19 protein-coding genes are annotated in these 22,800 nt (G+C 49.2%); all 19 read left to right on the top strand.

Annotated elements, in window-relative coordinates; translation table 11 throughout:
* Positions 1–205 precede the first annotated feature (205 nt).
* A complete protein-coding gene (tyrS, locus tag BUA34_RS10215; protein ID WP_072829236.1) occupies positions 206–1,423 on the top strand; it encodes a tyrosine--tRNA ligase in 1,218 nt (405 codons plus the stop codon).
* 8 nt (positions 1,424–1,431) lie between these two features.
* Complete coding sequence (locus BUA34_RS10210) at positions 1,432–2,388, top strand: 1-phosphofructokinase family hexose kinase (RefSeq protein WP_072829234.1); 957 nt, start codon at positions 1,432–1,434, stop codon at positions 2,386–2,388.
* Between the two features lie 9 nt (positions 2,389–2,397).
* Complete coding sequence (mqnB, locus tag BUA34_RS10205) at positions 2,398–3,108, top strand: futalosine hydrolase (RefSeq protein WP_072829232.1); 711 nt, start codon at positions 2,398–2,400, stop codon at positions 3,106–3,108.
* 19 nt (positions 3,109–3,127) lie between these two features.
* Positions 3,128–3,919, top strand: a complete 792-nt coding sequence (locus tag BUA34_RS10200) for a 1,4-dihydroxy-6-naphthoate synthase (RefSeq protein WP_072829230.1) — start codon at positions 3,128–3,130, stop codon at positions 3,917–3,919.
* Positions 3,920–4,045: 126 nt separating this feature from the next.
* Entirely contained in the window at positions 4,046–4,246 is a 201-nt protein-coding gene (locus BUA34_RS10195) for a hypothetical protein (protein WP_014546551.1), read from the top strand.
* 247 nt (positions 4,247–4,493) lie between these two features.
* Positions 4,494–5,951 carry an OmpA family protein gene (locus BUA34_RS10190; RefSeq protein ID WP_254794427.1) on the top strand — a complete coding sequence of 486 codons (1,458 nt, stop codon included), beginning with the start codon at positions 4,494–4,496 and terminating at the stop codon, positions 5,949–5,951.
* A gap of 11 nt (positions 5,952–5,962) precedes the next feature.
* The gene (locus tag BUA34_RS10185) at positions 5,963–8,194 is read left to right on the top strand and encodes a tetratricopeptide repeat protein (protein WP_072829226.1); all 2,232 of its coding nucleotides are present in this window, start codon (positions 5,963–5,965) and stop codon (positions 8,192–8,194) included.
* Between the two features lie 72 nt (positions 8,195–8,266).
* Positions 8,267–12,142 carry a tetratricopeptide repeat protein gene (locus BUA34_RS10180; RefSeq protein WP_072829224.1) on the top strand — a complete coding sequence of 1,292 codons (3,876 nt, stop codon included), beginning with the start codon at positions 8,267–8,269 and terminating at the stop codon, positions 12,140–12,142.
* Between the two features lie 190 nt (positions 12,143–12,332).
* Positions 12,333–12,971 (top strand): MotA/TolQ/ExbB proton channel family protein, encoded by a 639-nt coding sequence (locus BUA34_RS10175; RefSeq protein WP_072829222.1) that lies wholly within the window; start codon positions 12,333–12,335, stop codon positions 12,969–12,971.
* A gap of 38 nt (positions 12,972–13,009) precedes the next feature.
* On the top strand, positions 13,010–13,900 hold the full coding sequence (locus tag BUA34_RS10170) for an ExbD/TolR family protein (RefSeq protein WP_072829220.1): 891 nt from the start codon (positions 13,010–13,012) through the stop codon (positions 13,898–13,900).
* Positions 13,901–13,902: 2 nt separating this feature from the next.
* The gene (locus BUA34_RS10165; RefSeq protein ID WP_072829218.1) at positions 13,903–14,397 is read left to right on the top strand and encodes an ExbD/TolR family protein; all 495 of its coding nucleotides are present in this window, start codon (positions 13,903–13,905) and stop codon (positions 14,395–14,397) included.
* Between the two features lie 3 nt (positions 14,398–14,400).
* Positions 14,401–15,327, top strand: a complete 927-nt coding sequence (locus tag BUA34_RS10160) for an AgmX/PglI C-terminal domain-containing protein (protein WP_072829216.1) — start codon at positions 14,401–14,403, stop codon at positions 15,325–15,327.
* Positions 15,328–15,495: 168 nt separating this feature from the next.
* Entirely contained in the window at positions 15,496–16,800 is a 1,305-nt protein-coding gene (locus BUA34_RS10155; RefSeq protein WP_072829214.1) for a hypothetical protein, read from the top strand.
* Positions 16,801–16,867: 67 nt separating this feature from the next.
* The gene (locus tag BUA34_RS10150) at positions 16,868–17,230 is read left to right on the top strand and encodes a hypothetical protein (protein ID WP_254794426.1); all 363 of its coding nucleotides are present in this window, start codon (positions 16,868–16,870) and stop codon (positions 17,228–17,230) included.
* A 62-nt stretch (positions 17,231–17,292) separates the two neighbouring features.
* Complete coding sequence (locus BUA34_RS10145) at positions 17,293–18,315, top strand: rod shape-determining protein (RefSeq protein ID WP_072829212.1); 1,023 nt, start codon at positions 17,293–17,295, stop codon at positions 18,313–18,315.
* A gap of 20 nt (positions 18,316–18,335) precedes the next feature.
* Positions 18,336–19,163 (top strand): rod shape-determining protein MreC, encoded by an 828-nt coding sequence (gene mreC / locus BUA34_RS10140; RefSeq protein ID WP_072829211.1) that lies wholly within the window; start codon positions 18,336–18,338, stop codon positions 19,161–19,163.
* Positions 19,156–19,641 carry a rod shape-determining protein MreD gene (gene mreD, locus BUA34_RS10135; RefSeq protein WP_072829207.1) on the top strand — a complete coding sequence of 162 codons (486 nt, stop codon included), beginning with the start codon at positions 19,156–19,158 and terminating at the stop codon, positions 19,639–19,641. The genes mreC and mreD overlap by 8 nt, the downstream gene beginning before the upstream one ends.
* Entirely contained in the window at positions 19,634–21,481 is a 1,848-nt protein-coding gene (mrdA, locus tag BUA34_RS10130; protein WP_072829204.1) for a penicillin-binding protein 2, read from the top strand. Before mreD ends, mrdA begins: the two co-directional genes overlap by 8 nt.
* A complete protein-coding gene (gene rodA, locus BUA34_RS10125; RefSeq protein ID WP_072829202.1) occupies positions 21,478–22,725 on the top strand; it encodes a rod shape-determining protein RodA in 1,248 nt (415 codons plus the stop codon). Before mrdA ends, rodA begins: the two co-directional genes overlap by 4 nt.
* Positions 22,726–22,800 lie beyond the last annotated feature (75 nt).

Here is a 22,800-nt window from a genome sequence, read left to right as displayed (position 1 = left end):
AATACGTTTACGTGTATCTTGGTGATACAAAGTTGGCTGTTTATCAGAGTGTTCTTGTGTTTACGGGTGCAATTTACCGCTCTCCTGATTACTATCTTTACCCACGTTATGATTATCCATTCCTTCAAAATGGGCTTCCAGTGATTGGCGCCGTTAGCTTCTTTCTAACCACTAATCACTAACCACTAACCAATTAACTAGAATCATGCAATTCCGTCCTGTAAAAGAACAGCTTGAAATTTTGATGCGCGGCGTTACTGACATTGTGCCGCAAGACGAACTCGAAAAGAAACTCCAGAAGTCTTACGACACCGGCGTTCCACTCCGTATCAAGATGGGTGTGGACCCGACGGCTCCGGATGTCCATTTTGGCCATACGGTCGTGATGCGCAAGCTCCGCCAGTTCCAGGACCTCGGTCATACTGTTGTGCTCATTGTGGGCGACTACACGGCACAGATTGGCGACCCGAGCGGCCGCAACAAGGCCCGTCCGCGTCTCACGCACGAACAGGTGCTCGAAAACGCAAAGGAATACCAGGAACAGTTCTTCAAGGTTGTTCGTCGCGATCAGGTTGAAATCCATTACAATGGTGAATGGTTCTCCAAGCTTCCGTTCAGCAAGGTTACCGAACTCATGGGCCAGTTCACTGTCGCCCAGATGCTCGAACGCGAAGACTTCCATAACCGCTATGCAGCCAATACGCCGATCAGCCTGCACGAATTCATGTATCCGATGATGCAGGGCTACGATTCCGTCGCTATCAAGAGCGACGTGGAACTCGGCGGTACCGACCAAAAGTTCAACGTACTCCGTGGCCGCGACCTTCAGCTTTTCGAAGGCATGGAACCGCAGATCGGTCTTTTCATGCCGATTCTCCTCGGTACTGACGGCAAGGTCAAGATGTCTAAGTCCATCGGTAACTACGTTGGCCTTAACGAACCTGCTGACGTGATGTACCACAAGATTTACAGCCTCTCCGACAGCATTGTCGAAAACTGGTTCGAACTTTTGACGAACATCCCGCTCGAAGAAGTCAAGCAGATGATGGCTGATGTCGCTTCGGGCAAGATGAACCCGAACGAAGCCAAGCATCGCCTCGCTATCGACATCGTGACGCAGTACTATGGTGCCGAAGCTGCCGAAGCAGCTGCCGCCAAGGAACGTGAAATTCACAGCGGTAACGCCATTCCGAGCGATGCTGCCGAATGTAGCGTTGATGCCGGTTCTTATGGCGCTCTCGATTTCCTCGTGAACATCAAGGCTTTTGCTTCCAAGGGCGAAGCACGCCGCATGGTGCAGAACGGTGGCGTCAAGATTGGCGGTGAAAAACTTGCAGACCCGCAGGCCCAGATTGAAATCAAGGGTGGCGATCAACTCGTTGTCCAAGTGGGCAAACGCAAGTTCTACAAGGTGAACTTCTAAGGTTTATCATGTCTAGGGAAATCTTAGTTCTCGGTCTCAATCCTGCATGGCAGAGGGTGTTCTTTCTGGATAAGTTTACTCCAGGCGAAGTGCACCGCATCTCCAAGGTCAAGGAATACGCTTCGGGCAAGGGCATCAACTGCTGCCGTGTTTTGCAGCTTTTGGGTGGCACTCCTCGTCTGATGCATTTCCTAGGGACCGGACATGGCGAGAAAATCTTTGACGAGCTTTCTGTTTGTGGCATTCAGCAGGTTCCGATTTGGATTCGTGAAAACACGCGTATCTGTACGACCATTGCCTGCAATGGCGATACAACGGAACTTGTCGAACCATCTCCGATGCTTGCCGATTCCGAGAACGACGATTTTGCACAAACGCTAACGGACCATTGGGATTCCACGCAATACGTTGCTCTCTGTGGAACGTTCCCGCAGGGCTTTAACGCAAAGATGTTCAATGATCTTGACTTTAATGGCAAGCATATCTTTGTCGATGCGATTGATGGAATCGATGAACTTCTTGCGAAGGGCGTCGAACTCTTGAAAATCAATATGCTGGAATACTGCAAGCTGCTTGAACGCTTGAGCATACCGTTGGTCAAGTCTAGTCCGCAGTTCTGGAAGATGACGGCAACGGCTGTTCTTGAACGCTTGCCCATCAAGAACCTTGTCGTGACGGATGAAGATTCTCCTGTTCGTGCTTTCCGCCTCATGGAAAAGAAATTCCAGGGAGTCCAGCTCCAGCCGCCAACAATTACGGTCAAAAATGACATTGGCGCTGGGGACTCGTTCTTTGCGGGCTGGCTCTATGCTTTTGAACAAAACTTGAGTTTTGAAAATTGCTTGGCCAAGGCAACGGCCGTAGCCTGTGCTCGTTGCGAAGTGGAACGCCCGTGGAACTTGAGCCTAGATCGTGTCGCTGAGTTTGAAAGCGAACTTGCTGGAAAGGTCGAACGTCTCGAATAAGGTTTTGCCATGGAAGACCTTTTTGTTCCTTTGTTTGCCTTTGCGTCGAACGTGGAATTCTTTGGAACCTTCCCTGAATGTCAAAACTTTGTTCAAAAAAACATTCGTTTAGGTGAAATTGTTGAATTGCCCGATGGCCGCGGTTTTGCGGTCGTTCTTGGTGTTGGCTCGCTTCAATTTTCTACAAATTTGGCTGTATTGCTATCCCGTTTTGCTGCGGAAGGCCCGTTTACGCATGTGGTGCAGGCGGGAATTTGTGGCGCCTATCCAGGGCGTGGACTTAACATTGGTGATGTTGTTCGAGTCGATTCCGAGAGGGTAGGGGATTTGGGCGTTGTCGAGCGCGATGGAACATTTGTTCCTTGGCACAAAGTTTGCAATGACTCCGAAAATGCGCAAAACTCGATCTCTGCACTCGTCTACGAATCTTCTTCGTTGCGAGGCGTTCCCGATGGGCTTGCAAAATTGAAATCCGTGGCTGGTCTCACTGTAAACTGCTGCACGGGGACAGCTGCGATGGCCTCTGAGCGTGTCGAAAACTTCAATGTCGATGTTGAATCGATGGAAGGGGCCGCCTGCTTCTCGATTTGCCATGCTTTCGGCATGCCCTGCCTCGAAATTCGTGCGGTAAGCAACTTTGCTACCGACCGTGACAAATCCACCTGGCGCATTCCTGATGCTCTTTCTGCCCTTCGTACGGTTCTAAGCTCTACCCACTAAATTCAGCCAACTAAATCTTATGCAACTCTCTCTCGGTATTTCCACTTGCCCCAATGACACGTTCATTTACGAAGCCTTGATCCAGGGGCTCGATAATTCCCCTTTCGAATGGAAAGTAACGTATGCCGACGTGCAGACACTCAACGAAATGGTTATGCGTGGCGAACTGGATGTGGCAAAAATCAGTGCTCAGGTCTATCCGCAAATTCGGGATACCTACCGTTGCCTCGGTTGCGGGGGCGCTATCGGGTACGGCTGTGGCCCGCTTTTGCTCTCTTCGGAGGGGAGTACGTTCAATCCGGACCTTTCGACAACCCTTCCGGGCGCAAATACGACTGCTGCGCTCCTTTTTAAGTTCTGGTACGCCCATAAGTTCAAAAACGCCCCAAAAATCGATTATGCGCTGTTTAACGAGGTCTACCAGGGGCTCTTGAGCAAAAATACCCTCCAGGGCGTCACTATCCATGAACACCGTTTTACGTGGAAGCGCGACGGACTCCACCTTTTGCAGGATCTGGGGGCCTTCTGGGAGCAAGAAACAGGTTCTCCGATTCCTCTGGGGATTGCAGTTGCCAAAAAGGAACTTGCCTTTGCCGAAATCGAATCTGTCGAACGCGAAATCCGTCGCAGTTTGCAAATTGCCCGCCAAAGGAATAATCCGGTAACGCCATTTATTGTCGAAAAAGCTCAAATCGATGACGAAGAAGTCATCCGATCCCATATCGCGATGTTTGTGAATGATTTTTCAGAAAATGTCGGTGAGGCGGGTTGGAGGGCTTTGGAGAATCTGTGGCGGTTATCACACTGTTGATAAGTTGTTGAATTACTCTAAACCTATGTAATAGTTTGTAAACGTAAACGTAATTTTGCAAAACAGCGAATTTTTAGCAAAAACTTTATTTATTTTCCAAAAAGCATCTTTTTTTGGAGTTTGCTTATGAGTTTAGTAAACGATCTTGAACTAGAAATTGAAAATTTCAAACGCGAATACGAAAAGTTCGAACGCGGCAACAAGTCTGCTGGTACACGCGCTCGCAAGGTCTTGCAGAATATCAAAAAGACCTGCCAAGAGATCCGTGTTTCAATTCAAGGTGCAAAGAAGGAGGAGGAAAAGGACGATCTTCCGAGCGAGGATTGACAGATAAGTTTTTCCCCAAAATGGCTATACCTGCGTATTTTTTACACGAAAAATGGCGTTTTTGACGAAAAGTATTTGACTAAAGTCATTTTTGAAGGTATATTCCACCATGGGTTTTGTGTTTGCCAAACAGGCAAGCGTATGTTTAACGAATTTAAGTGTTCTATGATTGGAGAAACGTAGCAGTATGACCCTAAAGAAACTGGTCTTAATTACGGCCGGGGCGATGCTTCTTTCAGGAACCGCCATGGCAAAGAATATCAACGTGCCTGGCGATTTCGCAAAGATTGCAGATGCTCTCGGAAATGCGGATGCCGGGGATACAATCCTTGTCAAACGCGGTGTTTATAACGAAAACATCACCTTGATCATGGGTGTTGTTCTTAAAGGTGAGGACCCATTGTCTACCATCATCGATGGTGGCCGCCGCGGTCCGACCGTCATGGGTACTTCGGGCGCCGAAATGTCGCACTTCACTGTGAGGAACGGTCTTGAAGGTATCCTTTGCGAAAACGCAGCCCCCTACATCCATCATTGCTATGTGATCGATAACCATGCAACGGGTATCGGTGCTTTTATTTCTCTGCCTTGGCTCCGCAACAACGTGGTCTACGGCAACCGCTGGTCCGGTATTCTCGCCTGGGGTGCTAAGTCTCTCGATGCTTACATCGAACAGAACGTTGTGCTCCGCAACGGCTACTCTGGCCTTGCTTTGAAGGGCCCGACCAACTTGGTCGCCCGTAACAACATCTTCATGGAAAACCACTACTACGGTGTGTTTGCTGACCCGGCTGCCGGTCAGACGAAGGTGGAATACAACAACATCTACAAGAACTACTATCCGTTCAACCAGTTCATCAAGGTGAACCGCACGAACGTTTCTTTGGACCCGAAGTTCATGAACCCGTCTCTCGGTAACCCGAACTTCTTCTGCCAGTCCACTTCCCCGATGATCAAGCGTGGTAAGGGCAAGTTGGATATCGGTCTTACTGCAACTGACGTCGTCAAGGAAGAAGAAGCTGTCGAAGAAACCCGTAATCCGGATACCGATGGCGATGGCCTTTGCGATCCGTGGGTTTCTGAAGAAGGTCTCTCCGAAAAGTACGCCGGCACTTGCTCTGGTTTCGATAACTGCCCGGAAGAAGCCGAAGACTTCGATGGCTTCCAGGACGACGATGGTTGCCCGGATGCCGACAACGACCGCGACGGTCTCTGCGACCCGTGGGTTGAAGCTAAGGGTATGCTTTCCCAGTACGCTCACATCTGTAAGGGTGTGGACCTCTGCCCGGAACAGGCTGAAGCTTTGAACAACTACAAGGACGACGATGGATGCCCGGACGAAGTTCCGCAGCCGCCGAAGAAGGTCTTCGTTCTTGAAGGTGTGAACTTCGAATCCGGTAAGGCTACCATTACTCAGGACTCCTACATCTCCTTGATGAAGGTTGTCGATATCATGGAAACCTTCCCTGAAGCCACATTCGAAATTGTGGGTCATACCGATAACATCGGTAACAAGGACAAGAACATGACTCTCTCCGCAGACCGTGCTAACGCTGTGAAGAATTTCCTTGTCGAAAAGGGCATTGCCGAAAGCCGTATGACTACAAAGGGCTTGGGCGATACAAAGCCTGTTGCTTCCAACAAAACACCTGAAGGACGTGCGCAGAACCGTCGTATTGAGTTCACCCGCACGGATATTAAGTAAAGGAGTAGGTGATGTTGCGTACTAGTTTCATCAAGACGTCCGCTCTCGGACTTGCCGTAGCCAGCACATCTTTGTTTGCAGAGGCCACCTACACGCCGAATAAGTATCAGCAGAATGACTGGTTTGCCGAATTTGGTGGTAACACCTCTATGTATGTGAACCCGGCTGGTATTTCTGAAACTGATCAGCTCGAATTCAGTGCTGCATTCTTTAGCACCATTAGTGGCGAAGCTAGCCAGGAATATGTCAGCTTGACATACCCGATTGACTACAAGCACACTTTGGGCTTCTCTCTTTTCGAAAACGGTGCTTCCATTGAAGGTGGCGAATCCTATAGCGAAATTGCCGCTCAGTTTGGTTACGCTTACAGACTCTTCCACTTGCTCTCTCTCGGTGTCGACCTCTCTGTCTTGTACATCAACCAGTTTGATGAACTCAAGCAGCTCACTGTCGGTGCTGACGTAGGCTTCAGCTGGAACCCGCTTGCTTCTTCGAAGTATGGTTACTTGCTCATTGGCGTTGCCGTGCAGAACCTCCTTGCTCCGGCTGTCAGCGAAGCTGATGGCGACGGTAGTTTCAAGTTCGTGCTCATGGGCGCTGACGATGCTTACAAGATTCCGACGAACCTCAACATTTCGTTGTTCTATCGCGGATTCAACCGTCTTCTCGAATTCAAGGCCGAACTCTCCGTGATTGACCTCATCCACGATTCTAAGGAAGGTGGTAAGGGTTGCAACCTCGAAATGAGCTTCTCCTTGACCTATTATCTTTCTTCTCACCTCGGTGTCCGCGGCCGCTTCACTAAGGAAGGCTACCCGGTCCTCGGTGCTACGGTTAACGTCAAGGATGTCAGCATCTTCCGTTACCTCGCTCTTGACCTCGAAATGTCTCACGACGATCTCTGGGCTAAGAAGAACCGTGGCTTTGTGTGGGCTGTCAAGCTGACTTCTCGCTTCGGTGATACCCGTGAAGAGAAAATCGGTGAAGAACGCTATCGCCGTTTGAAGATCGAACCTGAAAACGACTACCGTGCTGCAATGCGTCTCTACTTGAACCGTGAATTCCTTGCTGCTGCTTATGCATTCGGTAAGGTTCAGACCAAGTACCCGGCATTCCACCTTGTCGACCAGGCTGCTTTCTATAAGGCAAAGTCTTTCGAAAACCTCCGTATGCACAAGGCTGCTAAGTCCATCTACGAAGATGCTATCAAGCGCTATCCGCAGAGTGACCAACGCGCCAAGTACCACTTCCAGTTGATGAACATCGACTATAAGGAAGGCAAGTACACGGAAGCTATGAACAAGTATCAGAACATTGCTCAGAAGTTCGGTGAAAGTGACGTGAAGGCTGACGCTGACTACGTTGCTGGCCAGATCAAGTTCGAACAGGGTCTCTATCAGGAATCCGTTGACTTGCTCGCCTCCATTCTTCCGGGTAACGCAAACTACTTCTACGCTCGCTATACCATGGGTATTGCTAACAGCCGTATGAGCAAGTTTGACGAAGCTGAAAACTGCTTCCGCGATATTACGGAACAGCCGGTTTCCAACCAGTCTGAACGCGATCTTCAGGACGCTGCAAGAGTTAAGCTCGGCCACCTCTTCTTCTCTGGTGAAAAGCCGGACATCGCAGCAGCTGCTCAGATGTATGGTCAGGTCCAGAAGGAATCTCCGGTGTTTGACGAAGCTATGCTCGGTATTGCTTGGTCCTTCCTTAAGGTTAACAAGCCGGATGAAGCTATCAAGCCGGCTAAGTGGATCATCAGCAACCTTCCGGAATCCTTCCTCGTGTCTGAAGCTTACCTCGTTATGGGTTACTGCTACTTCATGAAGAAAGATTACCAGAACGCTCTTGAAGCTTTGACTCAGGCTGAATCTCGCACGGAAAAGCCGATTGTGTCTGTTGCCGCTCGCGACAGTGCTCGTCAGGCCTACGATGCAATGCAGAGCCAGTTCGATTCCGTTCAGGTTATCGCCTTGGATCTCGCTCGCCAGTTGCCGACTCCGCGTGTGGAAAGCAAGCGTGAAGCTTTGCGTCCGACGTTCAACAAGGCTAACCAGGCTATTGAAGATTACGCAACGTTTATGCAGAGATCTATCCAGAGTGACCGCTTTGAATCTAACCGCAAGCGCATTTTGGAAGACGCTGGCTTTACAAAGGCAACCCTCATGTCTAAGATGGGTGGTGCAGGCGGAACCAAACAGTCCGGACCTGATATGCCCCCGTTGGAGGACGACCTTTAGTTAAAATTCGGGCCCGCTTAAAACCGGGTCCGTCCTTTTTATTTTTAGAAAATCATAGGTGGATAGAGAACGATGAAAAATCTATTGCTCGTCTCAGCAATTGTGTGCTCCATGGTAGGAACATCTTTTGCTGCATCGGACCCGTGTAAGGATAAAACAACCGAAGCAAAGAATCTTTACGCAAAGTGCAAGTCTATTGGAAAGGGCAATGCTGGTTATGATCAGTGCGCCAGCTCCTATAGAGTGATTAAGAACCAGGCAGAACAGGCTTGCCGTTCTGGTGGTCTTGACGAAAAGGGCATGCGCGATGCTATTGCTCAGTGGGAAAAGCAAGTTGAACGTTGCGCCGGCAAGATAAGCAACCGTTGCGCTAGCTCTTTGCAGCAACTTGGCCACTATCAGTTCCAGCTCGAAGAAAAGCAGTTCCTCGACAAGAACGCCCAGTATGAAGAAGATGTTGCATGGTGCGCTGACCGTGATAACAAGCCGGCAAAGTGCGCTAACATCAACCAGTTCCCCAAGCCGGATCACCAGAAGTCCTTGGGTTACTTCCTTGAATACATCGACAAGTATCCGAAGGAAGCTAAGGCTCCGACCGTGATTTACCAGGCTGCTGCTGTGCAGGAAGCTAGCGGCGAAGACGACAAGGCATACAAGCTTCGTATGCAGCTCGTCCGCGACTTCCCGGACAACGGTCTTGTGCCGAAGGCATGGCTCCGTATTGCAGAATACCACTTCATGAACCGTAAGTTCAAGGACGCTATCAGTGCCTATAAGAAGGTGACTGGTTTCGAGAACCTCACGGGTAAGGAAGCTGCACTTGCCATGTACCACTTGGCAGAATCTTACTACAACACGGCTGAATACGAAATCGCCGCAAAGCAGTACTTCGACTACATCGTCGGTGCTGACAAGGGTAAATACCCGAACGACTTGCGCGCTGAAGCTATGGACTTCATGGCTGCTTCCTTCTCTGACTTGGAAGGTGGTGGTGTCCAGGAAGCTGAAGCTTTCTTGAAGGACAAGAAGGTTGCTTTCAAGGACTCTGTCTACTACCGTATCGGTATGAAGAACAAGGACCATGACCGTAACGAAGAAGCTGTCCAGTCCTTCAAGCGCTTGATGAACATTAACCCGGACTACATCGACGCTCCGCTCGCCGATATTGCTATGATCGAAATCTTGATCGTTCAGCAGAAGTTCGAAGATGCTCAGGCACACCGCTACGAAGTGGTGAAGCGTTACGACCGCAACTCTTCTTGGTACAAGAAGAACCAGAAGTATCCGGAATCTGTGAAGAATGCTGAAGCTGCCATCCGTGGCGCTATGCTCGACATTCCGCAGTACCATCATGCTCAGGCTGCTAAGCTCACCAAGGAAGGTGATATCGAAGGCGGCAAGAGACAGTATGCAAAGGCTATCGAAGCTTATGAAGCATTCTTGAAGCGCTATGCCAAGGAACCGACCTGGGATGAATACAAGGTTCACATCAACCTCGCTCTCGTCTATCAGGAAATGGGCCAGCATGCTAACGCTGCCAAGATGTTCAACTGGATCGTTGAAACTGACACGACTCGCTACGGCCGTCGCGAAATGGGTTCTGCCGCTCTCCTCTCCAAGGATGAAGCTGGTTATAACGCCGTTCTCATGATGGACCAGGCTCGTGAAAATGCTCGCAAGACTAAGGCTAACGATGACGCCGTTCAGGCTTACAACTTGCCGGAAACCAAGGCCTACTTCGACCAGGTCGACAAGTACATGGCTAAGTTCGGTAAGAACAAGGAAGCTGCAGAACTTGCATACAACGCTGCTATCGTTCATTACGATGCAAAGCAGTTCAATGTTGCTGTGAACGTTCTCCGTAAGCTCAAGAAGGACTTCCCGAAGCATCAGTACATTTTGCTCATCAGCCGTATGCTTGCTCAGTCTCTCTTGGAATCCAACCAGCTCGATGAATCTCTCACCGAATTTGAATGGCTACTCAAGCAGTACAAGGCCAAGGAAACTCGCAACGACTCCATGGCTGCTGAAATCGAAAAGGCTATAGCTTACGTTCTCTTCCAGAAGGCAGAAACCTCTGTTAAGGAAGGCAAGAATGAAGCTGGTGCAAAGGCTTACTTGGACCTCGTAAAGCGCTACCCGAACATCGACATTGCTGACAAGGCAATCTTCGAAGCTGCTGCCGCTTACGAAGCTACCAACCAGTACAAGAAGGCTGCTGAAACCTTCATGCTCCTCCCGAAGAGCTATGCTAAGTCTCCGCTCACGGTTAAGGGTGTCTTGCGTGCTGCAAGCAACTACAAGAAGGACAAGCAGCCGGTGGTTGCTGCTAAGACGTTCTTGTTCATTACGGACAACTTCCCGCAGGATTCTATGGCCTTCCCGGCAATCGGCTTTGCTGCTCAGACCTATGACTCCATCCCGGATAAGAAGAACGCTGCTCTTACCTTCGAACTTGCTTACAAGCGTTATCCGCAGAACGAAGAAACTCCGGCCTTCCTCTATAGCGCATGCTTGAGCTATGACGAAGCCAAGATGACTAACGAAGCTATCCGCTGCTCCAAGGACCTCGTCCGCGACTATCCGAAGAGCTCTTACGCTGTTGACGCTGCCTTCTCTATCCCGATGGCATACGCTAACGCTAAGAAGTGGGACCTCGCCATCCAGGAATATCGCAACTTCATCAAGATGTACCAGGAAGACAAGGAAAAGCTCATTGCCGCTTACATCGGTATCGCTCGCGCCTACCGCAATGTGAAGGACATGGACAACTCTGTTGACGCTTACAAGAAGACTCTTGAAGCTTACGACAAGTACGGTTTGCAAATCAAGAATGCAGATGCCGCTATCCCGGCCGAAGCTGCTTTCTACATGGGTGAATACGAATACAACAAGATGACTCCGGTTGTCTTGAAGGGTAAGGAAAAGGAAAAGGCTAAGATCATCAAGAGCTTGGTCGAAATCCTCCAGAAGGCTATGGGTCACTACTCCAAGTCTGCTGCCTACGCATCTGAAAAGTGGACCTTCCGTGCCACCAACAAGATGGGTATGCTCTTCGTGACGATGGCTGCAAAGATTCGTGAACAGCAGCTCAACGGTAAGAAGGAAGAAGAAAAGTTTGCAGAACGTATCGGTATCGTGCAACAGCTCCCGTCTTACTACGAACAGGCTCGTCCGATCTTCCAGAAGAACATCGACCTTGCTCGTGACCAGGGCTTCTACAACAAGGACGTGATTGCTGCAGAAATGGGTTACATCGAAATGTACTACCAGGGCTGCGCTGTGTTCGTCGAAGTTGCTGATGCATTCGCCAACTCTCCGCTTCCGGATAGTGCTTTGATCGTCCGCGAATACGTGGGCCAGGGCATGGTGAAGGATGACGCTATCATGGCTGCACACGAAGACTTGGAAGCCTACCGTGAAGAATTGAACAGCCGTTCTGATGCCGCTAAGCAGCTCGCTATCCCGCAGTGCGCAACCGGTATCAAGGCTTCTGCTCACTACGGTATCGATAACGAATGGACGAAGAAACTCTTCGAAACCTTGAGAACTTTGGACGAAAGCAACGAAGATCTCAATACCCAGATCCAGAAGTTCGATCCGTCTACGCTCTTTGCTGACCCGACTTACTTCAAGTTGAAGGCTCGTATCGAACAGATCGAACAGTCTGACGCTATGACCCTCGAAGAAAAGGTCGCAACGTTCCGCAACATCGTCAAGGAAACTAAGGACGATCGCGCTAAGCTTGAAGAAGAACTCGCCAAGCTTAAGGAATGGACCGCTAACCCGAGCTTGATCCCGGCTTCTGAAAGAGGTGTTGAATCCACTTCCGAATCTTCTAGCGACGAAGTGATTGAAGATACCCCGAAGAAGGGCAAGAAGGGCAAAAAAGCCAAGGCTGAATCCAAGAAAGCCAAGAAAAAAGCCAAAAAAGGCAAGAAAAAATAGCGGTAAAAACTATTTTACGGGGAATCCTAGTTCATGGGATTCCCCTATTTTATTGGGCTTGAGAGCGATTTGCATGCGGTAAAGAAAGTTTTACTACTAAAATCTCCCACAACGCTCCAAAAAAAAATAAATATGAACGAAGATTATCAAAAACAACAAAAAAACAATAACTCAATTAAAGGAGTCTCTAATGTCTAAATTGCTTCAATCCTTCAGCCCTGAATCTGATGGTTACCAGTTCATGTGGATCATCTTGGTCGTGTTCATCATCGGCCTTGGTTTCTCCCTGGAACGTGTTACCTACATTATGATTAAGAGCTCCAAGGGCCGCGCTAAGTTCATGGCTGATTTCGGTAAGCTCGTTATGCAGAACCAGCTCGAACAGGCTCTCCAGTTCGCTAAGAGCTCTAAGCTCCCGATCGCTAAGGTTATGGACGCTATCGTTGGTGCAAAGCTCAACTGCAAGGATGCTGACAAGGCTCGCGACATGATGACTGCTGCTTCTGACGCTGTGTTCCTCACCGAAGCTCCGCGCCTCACTCGCTACATCTCCATCATTTCCGTTATGGCTTCCATCTCCACGTTGCTCGGACTTATGGGTACGATTTACGGTCTGATCTACACCTTCGACGCTGTTGCTAACAAGCCGGCTTCTGAACGTGCTAAGGCTCTTGCTGATGGTATTGCTATCGCTATGGGTACTACGCTCCTCGGACTTCTCTCTGCAGTTCCTCTCCTCGTCATCGTCGGTCTTCTCAACATGAACTCCGAACGCCTCATCCAGGAAATGGAAGAAAAGGGCCTCAAGATTATCAACTCCCTTGCTTAATCATTAGAGAGTTTAATTTTAACTGGAGTTTATAAAACATGGCAAAACAAATCAAGAAACCAGGAAAGGTCGAAGAACCGGATTTGCTTCCGGCGATGGGCTTGTTCACCATCTTGATTCCTATGCTTCTGACCATGACTGCTTTCTCCAAGCTCGCTATCGTCGAAGTCAATCTGCCTGAACGCAGCCAGATGCTCATCGACGATCAGACGCCTCCTCCACCTGATGAGCAGGCATTGAACTTGTCCCTCGCTATCGCTGGCAACTATCTTGTTATCGGTGCTCGCGGTGGTTTCCAGCCGAACGTCTATTTCAAGGAAATGTGGACGTTCCGTTGCAAGTCCGATGCTCAGCTCGTTACATATCCGATGGAAGACGTAAAGGCTGCTGTTGAAAGTGGACACGGACCGAAGTGCAAAGATGGTTCCGAAATGGACAAAGAGAAGTATCTCTATGAAATCGAAACCATCGAACTCTGGGCTATTCAGAAGGAATCTGAAGAAGATCCGGGTAAGGTCATTTGGGCCGCTTATAAGAACGACGGAAGTGCTGAAGAAGCTCACGCTGACAGTGCTTTTGTAGATGGCGCTAACAACTTCTTGTCTCTTCCGGGTGAAGGCGTAGGTGGCCTTCAGAAGCCGGCTGCTCTCAAGGCTCCGACTCCTGGCATGGCTCTCGCAACGCTTCAGCCGAACTCTGCCCGTACTCTCAAGCCGGGTGACAAGACTATGATTTATCCGCTTTCTGCATACGATCTCATTGCTAAGGATTTGATCGCTATCCATACTCAGTTCATCGACTTGGACGACGTTGATAACATTATCATCGTTGCTAACGACGATGCTCAGTTCGATAAGATCATCCAGCTCATGGACCGTGCTAAGGAAGCTGGTTTCAGCAAGATCAACCTTGCTAAGTTGGGAGGTTAATCATGGCTAGAAAATCTCGTAAGTATAGCGAAGACGTACCTTTCTCCTTAACGTCCATGATGGACATGATGACCATCATCTTGGTGTTCATGATTAAGAACATGGACGCTGAAGGTCAGCTTTTGACTCAGGCAGAAAACTTGATTCTTCCGATCTCTACCTCTAAGGTTCAGCCGAAGGAAGTGTCTCTGACTGTCGTGGTCGATGCTAACTACGTTATCGTTGACAATGAAAAGGTCGTGCCGACCGCTGACGTTCTCGCTCAGGAAGACCTCCTCGTTACGAAGGTGGACGAAATCTTGAAGGATCGTCGCGCAATCGAACAGGAACACGCTCTCAAGATGGGCCTTCCTGCTGACGAAGCCGGTCACATCATTGTTCAGATTGACAAGAACATCCCGTATGATGCGATGTATAAGGTCATGGCTACTTGTGGCTTCTCCGGATACACGAACATCGCATTCGCCGTGATGCAGAAGAACGGCGGGGAGGAATAATCAATGGCTAAGAAGAACATAGATCCGTTTATTGCGTCGCTCATGCCGGAATCCGACAAGAAGATGGGCGCAATCGCCGGTGTCTCTCTTGTGATCGCTTTGGCTATGTGTATTTGGGCTTCCATGTACGAACAGGTCGTTGCTGAAGTCGTATTCGACAACGCTGATTCTGTGGACCTTACTACTTCCATGCAGATTGAGCAGAAGGAAGAAAAGAAGGAAGAAAAGAAGAAGCCCGAACCGAAAAAGCCTCGTAAGAAAGCTGGTGGCGGTGGTAAGCCGCGTGGTAAGGGTCAGCCGAACGCTCCGCAGACTCGCGGCGTGCTCAAGCTCCTCACTGCACAGACCAAGAATGCCTCTGCTGCTGCTTATGACTTGATGAAGAACCAGAAGTTCACCAAGGACATCGATAAGGTGCTCAAGGACGTTGCTGGTCTCCAGACTACGGGTAAGACCGTTCTCGGTGGCCGTCGCGGTAAGGCTGATGGTGGCTTCAACGAAGGTTACGCAGAAGGTGGTTCCGGTGGTATCGGTGACGGCCTTGCAGGTCTCCTTGGCGGTGGTGGCGGTGGTATCGCTACTAAGGCTAAGGGCTCCATCAAGACTCCGTCTATGCGTGATATCGACATGGGTGCCGGTGGTGGCTCTCGTTCCGCAGCAGACATCATGAAGGTTGTCCGCCAGCGTACTCCGGGTCTTCGCCACATCTATAACAAGTGCCTGAAGAAGAAACCGGGATTCCAGGGTAAGGTTACCTTGAAGTTCACGATCGCTCCGGGTGGCGAAATCATCAGCATTTCCACTGTGTCTTCCACGACCGGTTTCAGCGAATTCGACAGCGAAATCAAGAACGCAGTCAGCCGCTGGACCTTCAGCAAGGTGAAGTCCGGTAACACGACGGTTACTATCCCGTTCACGTTCTCCGAATAATTCACTTGGAAAGCTTGAAAAAAAGACCAGACGAAAGTCTGGCCTTTTTTGTTTTCTGTTTTTGGAAGACGAAATGTATCAAAAAAAATCGTTTTTCATTAAAATTTTGTTGCGTTTTTTATTTTATAAAACTAACTTTATAAATGAATTTTCAATAGGAGTTATTCCATGAACTTAAAAACCGTAGCTGCAGTTGGCACCGCAATCGGAATTTTTGGTGTCGGTTCTGCATTTGCAACATTTGCCCGTATCGAATCTATGGGTAAGAATACGACTTACATCATGGACGATGTGAGCATCTTTGATAACGCGGCAAACATCAACCTCTACTCCAACTACTTGATCGGCGAATTTGGCCCGTACACGGATCGTGTTGAAGTGGGCGCAAACCGTGATCCTCAGCATCCGAACTTTGGTGGTATTTTCTCATTCTCCATTGGTGGCGAAAATAATCCGGACCCGCGTATTTCTATCGGTGGTCTCTTTGGCCGTATCAATGCCGACCTCTTCCAGTATTTGCCGGATGTCGTGATTGGTGATAATGGTTCCAAGACTTCTGTTCCTGAAACGGTCACGAACTTCGACGGTTTCTTGGGCGGTACGCTTTTGAACGGTAACGCTTGGGGCTTGCATGTGTATATCGCAACGCAGGACGGTGGCGACAAGGGCGAAGATGGTAACTACCAGGTGAAGAAAAACGCCTTTGCTTCTGTTGTGCAGGCCGATGGTGGTATGAACTTCCAGTTCACAAACTACTTTGACTTGGAATTTTCTTTGGCTTTGGCCCGTATCCAGTATGGTCCGGAACACCACAACTTCTTTGATGATGGAAACTTCTCTTGGTTGATCAAGTCCCGTGCATTCTTTACTTTGGATGCCATCAACGGTGAACTCGTTCCGGCCTTGAACCTCAAGTTCATTGAAGCTCCGGGCTTGGATGAAACGCATGCTCAGGTTGGTGTCGGCGTGAACGTTGCTCTTGATCGTGGCTTCTTCTGGATGGGTCTTGACTTTATCTGGAACAAGAGAAAGGCTCATGACTGGATCTTCGATGCCATCAACAAGACCTGGACTTACGATTCCCGTAACGAAGACAACAAGCATTGGGACGAACGTACCGATGTTGGTGGTATGATTAGCTTCGGTATCGAACGTAACATTTGGTGGGACTGGTTTGTGATCCGTGTTGGCGGTCAGAAGTCTATCCTTTACACAAAGTGCAATGTTCATGACAAGAACATCGACAAGTACAATGACAAGCAGTATGGCATTTGCAAGGATGATGGCAACTTCTTCAGCACGAATCCGCTTGCTGATGGAACTTCCAAGGACCACGTTGGCTTCGGTTTCGGTATCAACATCGAAGAAAAGTTGAAGATCGACGTGACTGTTGCTGAAGACCTCCTCTTCCGTAACCCGTTCCAGGGCGAAGGCAGACTCTTCTCCAGAATCTCTGCAACGTACTCGTTCTAATTGGGAACTAATAACAATTTTCGAAACGCATTCCACTTGGGTGCGTTTCTTTTTTTATTTTATGAGCATGAAAAAGATTTTGTCCCTCATATTTCTCGTTTTGCTTTCGTCTTGTTCAGAACCGACGGAGCGCATTGAAAAGAAACTCCTTCCGTATTTGCAAGAAGACTTGAAGTTCATGGTTGCTGAAACTCTGAATGCCAAGGCTACAAAGGAAGACTTGCTCGACGAACCGTATTACAAGATTCGTGATTTTAGGTTGTTCGAAGGCGCCGAAGCTGAGATTTATGCGGCTTATGCCGAAGTTGATTTTTACATCTACAAGAACATGGCCATTTACGAAAAACGCAAGTACCGTTACGAAGTTCATGGCAGACATTGGGACCGTTATTCCAAGGTTCTGAAATTCGGTAAGGATAAAAATCCGTAGGTAATAATTACATCTATTTTAGTTATATTTTCGGATGGGAATTCCATTAAGAGGGTTAAATTTTGTTCGGACTTTTCTCATGTGATATCGGTATCGATTTGGGTACCGCAAATACGCTTGTCCATGTAGCAGGACAGGGCATTGTCATTAATGAACCGACTGTGATTGCGGTAGACCGTAAGAGCAATCGCATTACAGCGATTGGTGCTGAAGCTAAGAAAATGCTTGGTCGTACGTCTGGCGAAAGTCGTGCCATTCGTCCGATGCGTGACGGTGTTATTGCTGATTTTGAGCTTGTCGAAAAGCTTTTGACCACCTTTATCAGGCGCGTGCAGCGCTATCCGATGTGGATGGCAAAACCGCGTGTGGTGGTTGGCGTTCCGAACGGAATTACCGAAGTGGAAACGCGTGCCGTGATTGATGCTATCAAGATGACGGGGGCCAAGGAAGTCCACTTGGTCCATGAACCGATGGCTGCTGCAATTGGTATGGGCATCCCGGTTGAAGAACCGGTCGGTAACATGATTGTGGATATTGGCGGCGGTACGTCCGATATCGCTGTGATTGCGTTGAACAAGTCCGACTGCAACGGCTCTGTGCGCGTGGGCGGTGACGAAATGGACGAAGCGATTGTGCGTTACTTGCGTACCATGTACAACCTTTGCGTGGGCGAAAGCACTGCCGAACAGATCAAGATTCAGATTGGTTCTGCAAATCCGCTCGAAGAAGAATTGACGATGGAAGTCAAGGGTCTTGACTTTATTGCCGGTATGCCACGCACGATTCCGATTGGAAGTGCTGAAATCCGTGAAGCCATCAATGAACCGGTGACAGCAATTATCGAAGCGGTAAAGCAGGCTTTGAGCATGACTCTCCCGGAACTTTCTGCCGATATTTACGACAAGGGCATTATCCTCACGGGTGGTGGCTCCCAGTTGCGTGGTCTTGATGAACGTATCCGCAAGGAAACGGGCCTCTCGGTTAACGTGATTGACGATCCGATGACTTGCGTTTGCAAGGGTGCTGCTCGCATTCTCGAAGACCTGGACAAGTATCGTCCTGTTTTGGTCGCTTCTTCGACGTAATTTTTTGAAATTGCACTTCGATGCTTAGAGCTTTTCGCTTTATTATCGATTTGTTTACCCAAAGGCATGGCGTTGTCGCTTTTGCCTTTTTTCTCGTTTTAGGCATCTTGATGCATGCGTCTTCGACGGCAGTGCGCGAGAGCATTGTCTCTACGGCGCTTTCGTCGGTGTTTTATCCGGTGCAGTTGCTGGTATCGTCTGTAAATGATTTTAAGTCGTTACAGGCCGAAAACGAGCATCTGAAAGAAGAAAATGCGCGGTTGCGTCAGGAAACGTACCATGCAAGCGAAGGTTTGCAGGAATTGGCAAGACTCCATACGCTAGTGCGTTTTGACGACAAGTGGGATTTCCCGATTGTGACTTCGCGTGTAGTGGGGCACAATCCAGGGCGTTTCCTCACAACGCTTGTCATTAATCGCGGAACGCATCATGGAGTCAAGGACAACATGCCGGTGTTCTCGATGAACGGGCTTGTGGGGAAGATTTCGAAAGCGATGCTCACACATTCCCGCGTGCAACTTTTGGTGGACCCGAACTTGAAGCTCTCCGTGCTTGAACGTCGTACGCGCGTAGTGGGCTTTTTGGAATCTGTGGATGGTCATTTGCTTTCGGCGATGATTCCTTCGCATGCAGGCGTTGCTGAAGGTGATACGCTCATTACGTCGGGGCTAGGCGGCATTTTCCCGAAGGGGATTCCGGTGGGTACCGTGCATAAGGTTCGCAAGGCGGATTTGGACGTGATGAGTCTTATGGATGTGAAGCCTTTCCAGGAATTTTCGACCTTGGAAGAAGTGTTTGTGATGCAGAAGGATCCCGATTGGATTATCCAGGAGTTGCTTGATGAGTAATTACGGATGGCTAAAGACGCTCCTGATGTTTGTCATCGCTTTTGCGGTACAGTCGACGATTGGCGACTGGCTTAAGATTTTGGATGTCGGGCCTGACTTTATCCTCATCTTTATTGTGTCCGTGGCTTTGCGTTTTGGGGCAGGGACTGGCTGCTTTTGGGGTTTCTTGGCGGGGTTCACGCTAGATGTCTATGCTCCGGTAGAATGGCTTGGCGCCAATACGATTGCGATGACGATTGTGGGCTTTGCCGTGGGGCAGCTCGAGGAACATTTCCTTACGCTGAATTTGCCTCCAAAGGTGGGTGTTCTTGGCCTTGCTTTCTTTGTGAACGATATGTTCTATTTCCTTATTACAGGTCTTGAGAAAAATGTCGTAACGACTCTTTTTGTAACAAGGACTGTGCCGGAGTGCGTTTACACCATCGTTATCGGTGGTATTTTGTTCTACCTCACTTCGGGGAAGAAGTCGAATGTATAGTGAGGCGGAGAACGAAGCGAGAGTTCGTAGGAACTGGAACGTCCTGATTTTCTTGGCGGCGACGATTATTCTTTTTACGGTGATTTTGTTCAAACTGTTTTCGTTGCAGTACATCCATTACGAAGAGAATTTTCAGCGTTCTGAAAACAACCGTTTGCGCAGAATCGAATTGATTGCCGATCGCGGCTACATTTACGACCGCAATGGTCAAGTGCTGGTGCGTAACCGTCCCTCGTACCAAATTGCGCTCCAGGCCCTTGAAATGCCCCGCAAAAGGGCGGACAGGGATTCTATTTTCCATCGATTGCTGAATATCTGTGATGCTTCGGGGGCGCATCTTTTTGATTCATTGTCGCTCGATACCGCGTTCCAGAGGATTCGTTGGGTGCGTACGCGTCCGGTTCGTATTCTGGAAGATGCTACGATGGAACAGGTGGCGGTGATTGAAGAACATTCGACGGAGTTGCCTGGTGTAACTGTGATTATCGAGTCTCGCCGCGAGTACCCGTACGGAACGCTTGCTTCGCATGTGCTTGGTTACACGAGTGAAATTTCGGAAGAGCAATTGAAGCTCCCGGAATATGCATCTTATTCGCAAGGAGACCGCATTGGACAAAAGGGATTGGAACAGGAATACGATAAGGAGTTCCGTGGGAAAAACGGGCTCAAGCTCGTGGAAGTGAATGCTTCGGGCCGTGAAGTGCGTACGCTTTCGGATGTGGGCGGTTTTATTGCTCCGGAACCGGGTTTGCACATGGTTTCGACAATAGATTTGAAATTGCAAAAGGCCGCGGAAGCGGCGATTCCTGATACAGCGAAAGCGGCTTTGGTGGCGGTGGACCCTCGCAATGGTGAAATCTTGGCAATGGTTTCTTCGCCGCGCTTGGACCCGAATATTTTTTCGTTAAAACGTCGAGAACGCAATAAGGGCTGGGCGCATGTAGCGCTTGATTCCATGAGACCTCTTACGAATCGCGCTATTTCGGGTGTTTATCCTCCGGCATCGATTTTTAAACTTGTGACAGCTGGGGCTGGGCTTGAAGGTGGAATCATTTCGGAAACAAAGTATTACCCGAAGGCATGTACGGGCGGTTACCAGTATGGCGCGCGCTACCAAAGATGCTGGGGCGTGCATGGAAACTTGAACGTTGTGCATGCACTTCGTCTTTCGTGTGATGTGTATTTTTATCAGGCTGGTTTGGAAATCGACATGGCGCGTATAAACGAATTTGGCCGTCGATTTGGCTATGGCGAAAAATTGCTCGGTGTGGATATTCCCGGTGAACGTGCGGGATGGCTCCCGGATTCGGCTTCGTTCAATCAGCGTAACAAGCGCCTCGGCTGGCGTTGGGCACGCGGGTTGATTTTGAACCTTTCGATTGGGCAAGGGCAGATGGTAACGCCTTTGCAACAAGCTGTGTTTATTGGTTCCTTGGCTACGAATAAGGGCGTTTATCGTCCGCACTTTATGAAAGAATTGCAGGATGCTCAAGGAAACGTTGTGCGCCGTTACGAGCCGGAAATCATCCGTCCGGGAACGATGAAGCCTGAAACGCATCGAGTGCTTTTGAATGCCATGGATTCTGTGGTAAACCATCCGGGTGGAACAGGAAAGAAAGGCGCCGTGCCCGGAATTCGCGTCGGCGGAAAGACTGGTTCTGGCGAATGGAAAAAGGGGCAAAAGACGCATGCTTGGTTTGCTGCCGTGGCGCCTTTGGAAGACCCACAAATTGCTGTTGCCGTGATCATGGAAGCTGGCGGTGGTGGCGGTTCCGTGGCGGCCCCGATTGCTCGAAAGGTGTTGATGGCCTTCTTTGGTAAAGAGGAGGAGGAACAATGAGTAACGAGCGAATACTGGATAAATCGCGAAAGTTTGACTGGTTCTTTATCGGTGTCACCCTCACGCTTATGACCTTTGGCGTGTTCCTTGTGTATTCGGCGACCGTTGGCGAGGAACTGGCCGTTTACGATACGCATTGGTTTAGGCAAATCATATACTTCTTGACAGGGATTGCGATTGCCGTGGGCCTTGTATTTGTAAAGATCGACTGGCTCAAGCGTGCTGCAGTTCCGTCTTATGCAATTGCGCTTATTTTACTTGTGTTCGTGCTTATTTTTGCGGGCGATGTGAAGGGCGCCGGGCGTTGGATTGACTTGAAGATTATAAAGCTCCAGCCTTCGGAATTTGCAAAGATTGCGTACTTGATCACGATATCGTATTGGCTTTCGAAACATCCGGTGAGTTTGCATAACCTCAAGACGTTTTTGGTGCCGCTTGGACTATTTATTGTTCCGTTCTTGCTCGTGCTAAAGCAGCCGGATTTGAGTACCGCGCTTGTCTTTACGGCGGTGACTCTTGTTGGTTTCTTTTTTGCGGGGCTCACTTTTACGGATTTATTCCTGATAGTAAGTCCTGTGCTGTCGGTGCTGTTTTTACATTCGCAGTCCATGGTGTTTCAGGTACTTTGGGGCATGCTGATTTGCGTTGTCGTATTTTCGGTGCTTCGTCGGCATTTGTCCAAGAAACTTTCGGGCGTGATTATTGCAACGAACATTTTGGCAGGGTATGCAAGTTCGATGGTGTGGAACATGCTGGAACCGCACCAGCAAAAGCGTGTGAACACGTTCTTGGATCCGATGAGCGACCCGCTTGGCGATGGCTATCAGGTGTTGCAGTCGTTGACGGCTATTGGTAGCGGGGGAATTGGCGGCAAGGGCTTTGGAAACGGTTCGCAGACGAACTTGTCGTTTTTGCCCGAAGAACATACGGACTTTATTTTCAGCGTGCTCGGTGAACAATTTGGTTTTGTCGGGTGTGCGGCAATCCTTGTGCTGTTTGCGCTGTTTCTGTGGAGAGCATCTTCGATTTGCAGGACTAATGACGACCCGTTTGTGACGCTTGTGACGATGGGCGCTTCGACAATTTTCTTGTTCCATATTACCGTGAACATTGCAATGACGATTGGGCTTATGCCGGTCACGGGGCTTCCGCTTCCGTTCCTCTCTTACGGTGGCTCGTTCGCGCTTGTGTGCATGTTCCTTGTGGGGCTGTTGATGTGCCTGCGTTATCAGGGGAATAAGTAGGTTGTAGACGATAGAACGCCGCTACGCGGCTATAGACGAAAGACGAGAGATGAATACTCTTTTGTCTAATCAGCT

The sequence above is a fragment of the Fibrobacter sp. UWB12 genome (genome assembly GCF_900142485.1).
Classification (GTDB): domain Bacteria; phylum Fibrobacterota; class Fibrobacteria; order Fibrobacterales; family Fibrobacteraceae; genus Fibrobacter.
This window is presented reverse-complemented; position numbering and strand designations above follow the sequence as displayed.

Bases quoted from the DNA above. Each gene is read 5' to 3' on its own strand.
- BUA34_RS10190 (WP_254794427.1), top strand. From the start codon at position 4,494: ATGGCAAAGAATATCAACGTGCCTGGCGATTTCGCAAAGATTGCAGAT.
- BUA34_RS10195 (WP_014546551.1), top strand. From the start codon at position 4,046: ATGAGTTTAGTAAACGATCTTGAACTAGAAATTGAAAATTTCAAACGC.
- BUA34_RS10170 (WP_072829220.1), top strand. From the start codon at position 13,010: ATGGCAAAACAAATCAAGAAACCAGGAAAGGTCGAAGAACCGGATTTG.
- BUA34_RS10180 (WP_072829224.1), top strand. From the start codon at position 8,267: ATGAAAAATCTATTGCTCGTCTCAGCAATTGTGTGCTCCATGGTAGGA.
- BUA34_RS10175 (WP_072829222.1), top strand. From the start codon at position 12,333: ATGTCTAAATTGCTTCAATCCTTCAGCCCTGAATCTGATGGTTACCAG.
- BUA34_RS10165 (WP_072829218.1), top strand. From the start codon at position 13,903: ATGGCTAGAAAATCTCGTAAGTATAGCGAAGACGTACCTTTCTCCTTA.
- BUA34_RS10160 (WP_072829216.1), top strand. From the start codon at position 14,401: ATGGCTAAGAAGAACATAGATCCGTTTATTGCGTCGCTCATGCCGGAA.
- mrdA (WP_072829204.1), top strand. From the start codon at position 19,634: ATGTATAGTGAGGCGGAGAACGAAGCGAGAGTTCGTAGGAACTGGAAC.
- mqnB (WP_072829232.1), top strand. From the start codon at position 2,398: ATGGAAGACCTTTTTGTTCCTTTGTTTGCCTTTGCGTCGAACGTGGAA.
- mreC (WP_072829211.1), top strand. From the start codon at position 18,336: ATGCTTAGAGCTTTTCGCTTTATTATCGATTTGTTTACCCAAAGGCAT.
- BUA34_RS10150 (WP_254794426.1), top strand. From the start codon at position 16,868: ATGAAAAAGATTTTGTCCCTCATATTTCTCGTTTTGCTTTCGTCTTGT.
- BUA34_RS10155 (WP_072829214.1), top strand. From the start codon at position 15,496: ATGAACTTAAAAACCGTAGCTGCAGTTGGCACCGCAATCGGAATTTTT.
- rodA (WP_072829202.1), top strand. From the start codon at position 21,478: ATGAGTAACGAGCGAATACTGGATAAATCGCGAAAGTTTGACTGGTTC.
- tyrS (WP_072829236.1), top strand. From the start codon at position 206: ATGCAATTCCGTCCTGTAAAAGAACAGCTTGAAATTTTGATGCGCGGC.
- BUA34_RS10210 (WP_072829234.1), top strand. From the start codon at position 1,432: ATGTCTAGGGAAATCTTAGTTCTCGGTCTCAATCCTGCATGGCAGAGG.
- mreD (WP_072829207.1), top strand. From the start codon at position 19,156: ATGAGTAATTACGGATGGCTAAAGACGCTCCTGATGTTTGTCATCGCT.
- BUA34_RS10200 (WP_072829230.1), top strand. From the start codon at position 3,128: ATGCAACTCTCTCTCGGTATTTCCACTTGCCCCAATGACACGTTCATT.
- BUA34_RS10185 (WP_072829226.1), top strand. From the start codon at position 5,963: ATGTTGCGTACTAGTTTCATCAAGACGTCCGCTCTCGGACTTGCCGTA.